The sequence below is a fragment of the Mesorhizobium sp. M7D.F.Ca.US.004.01.2.1 genome (assembly GCF_003997785.1).
GTDB lineage: Bacteria > Pseudomonadota > Alphaproteobacteria > Rhizobiales > Rhizobiaceae > Mesorhizobium > Mesorhizobium loti.
Genome location: NZ_RZRQ01000547.1, coordinates 1 through 2,481, shown reverse-complemented (window position 1 = coordinate 2,481; position 2,481 = coordinate 1). Strand labels below are relative to the sequence as shown.

Genomic DNA, 2,481 nt, shown 5'->3' with positions numbered 1-2,481 from the left:
GGGCAACACGGCCGTCGTTCATGGCGCGCACGGCCTGATTGAAATTGATGCCGACGCGCCGCAGCTGATCGGTCATGTCCACGATCGCCGGCCGCAACGCCTCTGACGCGACAGGCAGATGCCCTACCTCTGCCCGCACCAGACGCCGGACGACCTCGCTGACGGTGACGCCGTCCCGGCCCGCAATGGCTTTTAGGTTGGCCAGCTCGTCAGCCGAAAACCGGATGTGCGTCACCTCGCCGTAGCGTCGTGACGCCTTCTTTTCCGCTGCCTTCTGGCCGTCTGAATTCATCTCTCAAGCCCGCTTGCGGGCGCTAAGGCCCGACAGGGCCGCGCCGCCTATTTTGTGTGTATCACAAAATAGGCTATCCTGCTCCAATAAGAATCCGAGCAGGGATAAAAATTACGGGCGCGCGTCTTCTCATCACCAGCGCGGTGTCAGCAGCGGCGCGGGCGGAATGTTCTCATCGTGATTTGATGCGACGTGTCTATGATGCGTTGACGACTTGTTTCCATGTTAACATGGAAACAAGGGCCCCCTGATGGGCAGCCGGAAAAGTGTAATCGGAAAAAGCGCAGTCGACGGGCCACCGAACCCATTTTTTGCTGAAGATAGCAGCTGCGCAAAAACTGCCCCCTTTAGCAGCCCTTATCGATGCGCGCCTGGGTTGCCAAACCATTCTTCCCCGTCGACAATGTCACCATGTTGCGACCGTGATTTCGTTTCATGTGTCCATGATGACTTGTTTCCATGTTGACATGGAAACAAGGAGACAACGCCGGAAGGAGGCCCCCATGATCATCTCCGCTGCGATCCCAAAGGGCGGCACTGGCAAATCGACGATGCTGCGTGCCCTCGCATCCGTCGCGCTGCATAGAGGCTATTCGGTCACTCTCATCGACGGCGACCGGCGGCAGAACATGAACCGCTGGTTCCAGATGCTGGGCGAAGCTGGCAATCGTCCTGACAGGCTCCAGATGGTGAGCGCGATGACCCCGCAGGAAATCCTTCGCGCGACAGCCACTCACAACGGTGAGCGCTCCGTCGTCTTGATCGATACGGAAGGCACCACAAATGACAACCTCATGGCCGGGCTCTTCGCGGCCGATATTGTCGTCGTGCCGGTCTATTTTGCCCTCGACGATGTGACCGCCGCCATCCAGATCACCGACCACTACATCCCATTGGCGGTCGAGAGCCGGGGGAGACCACTGCCTGCGATATTCGTGCTGACCAAGCAGACCATCATCGATGGCAGGGCGCGAGCCCTGACCGAACTGCGCGCCATCATCCAGGCCAACGGCACGCCGATTGCAGAACACGTTCTGCACAATCGCGTTGCCTACCGTGACCTCCAGACCGGGCAGACCCTTTACAGCCCCGATGTGCCCGATGCGAAGGCGATTGCCGAGAGTGAAGGGGTCTTTGACGACCTTCTGCAAACCTTCATCGAAGCCACAAGGAACGCGGCATGAGCGAAGAAACCGCACCGAAACCCGGTGACGACAAGAAAGCCCGCATGATGAAGGCGATTTCCACGCAGCCGCCGGCGCTGCCGAGCATGTTCATCACACCGAAGGTCGAGACGTCAGGGACCAAGGAGCAAGCTACGCCACAGGTGCAGGTACCGACACAGCCGTCACCGGCAGTCGGCCCCGATTTCCGCAAGCTGCTGCGGCAGGGTCAGAAAAAGGACCCCATCGCCGGGAAGGAGATTCGCGAGGAGGAGATGATCCGCTGCGGCTACTACCTGACGGCTGCGGAGCAGCGGCAGTTCAAGTTGCTGGCGATCAGCAACGGGCACAGCATGACCGAACTGCTGCGAAAGGCTGTCCAGGACTATATCCGCATTCATAAGCATAAACTGCCGAAGGAATAATCGGCGGTTTGGAGTCGCCGTCTCTTGCTGTAGCGGGTGATGTTCGGGGCTCTTTTGCGACGCACAAAAGAAGGGCCCGCGACGGAACACTCCGTCGCGGGCCCTGGGACGTCTTGCCTACTTGGGTTGGTTGAGGTGTTTCAGCACCTGGCAGAGGATGGTGTCTCGCACCGGACGCCCGCTGGCTGCCGCTTTGTCGTCGACCAGCTTTGCGGCCAGTTTGGGCGACAGCGGCATGAAGTCGTAGCCGTGTGAGATGGCTACATGGCGAAGATCCTCAAGCGTTTCGAACGCGCGATCGTGGGTGCCGAGCCAAAGACCGGGCTCATCGGTTTCTTCGTGCGGGAACGCCTGCAGGAAGTAGGTCCGAAGTGGTGGATCGTAGCCGATGACAGCGTCTGGATCCGAGCGGCCCTGTCCGATGACGGTGCCAGTGACAGTGATGGTGTAGCGGCTCATTGCAACCTCCTTTTGCGGTGGGGAGCCGGCCCCTTCCGGGGCCGGCCACCGATGCCTCACTGGGGGTTGTTCCAGAGGATGACCTTCTTGTTTTCCTCGCCACCCGGGGCGGGCGCGAGGTTGCCGAAGATCACGCCGATCT

At 60.1% G+C, this 2,481-nt stretch carries 3 protein-coding genes and 2 pseudogenes; 2 read left to right on the top strand and 3 right to left on the bottom strand.

The window, feature by feature from the left end; translation table 11 throughout:
- Positions 1-292: pseudogene (locus tag EN993_RS34510) on the bottom strand (hypothetical protein); the annotation flags it as partial.
- A 443-nt stretch (positions 293-735) separates the two neighbouring features.
- Between EN993_RS34510 and EN993_RS34505 the strand changes: the two are divergent.
- Both EN993_RS34505 and EN993_RS34500 read left to right on the top strand, forming a co-directional pair.
- Positions 736-1,476, top strand: a complete 741-nt coding sequence (locus EN993_RS34505) for a ParA family protein (RefSeq protein ID WP_348630454.1) — start codon at positions 736-738, stop codon at positions 1,474-1,476.
- The gene (locus EN993_RS34500) at positions 1,473-1,880 is read left to right on the top strand and encodes a hypothetical protein (protein WP_127266111.1); all 408 of its coding nucleotides are present in this window, start codon (positions 1,473-1,475) and stop codon (positions 1,878-1,880) included. The genes EN993_RS34505 and EN993_RS34500 overlap by 4 nt, the downstream gene beginning before the upstream one ends.
- A gap of 117 nt (positions 1,881-1,997) precedes the next feature.
- On the opposite strand, the gene EN993_RS34495 is transcribed toward EN993_RS34500, so the two are convergent.
- On the bottom strand, positions 1,998-2,339 hold the full coding sequence (locus tag EN993_RS34495; protein WP_127266110.1) for a hypothetical protein: 342 nt from the start codon (positions 2,337-2,339) through the stop codon (positions 1,998-2,000).
- A 56-nt stretch (positions 2,340-2,395) separates the two neighbouring features.
- Positions 2,396-2,481, bottom strand: a pseudogene (locus tag EN993_RS34490) (DUF736 domain-containing protein); the annotation flags it as partial.

Coding starts and splice junctions, on each gene's coding strand:
- EN993_RS34505 (WP_348630454.1), top strand. CDS start 736: ATGATGACTTGTTTCCATGTTGACATGGAAACAAGGAGACAACGCCGG.
- EN993_RS34500 (WP_127266111.1), top strand. CDS start 1,473: ATGAGCGAAGAAACCGCACCGAAACCCGGTGACGACAAGAAAGCCCGC.
- EN993_RS34495 (WP_127266110.1), bottom strand. CDS start 2,339: ATGAGCCGCTACACCATCACTGTCACTGGCACCGTCATCGGACAGGGC.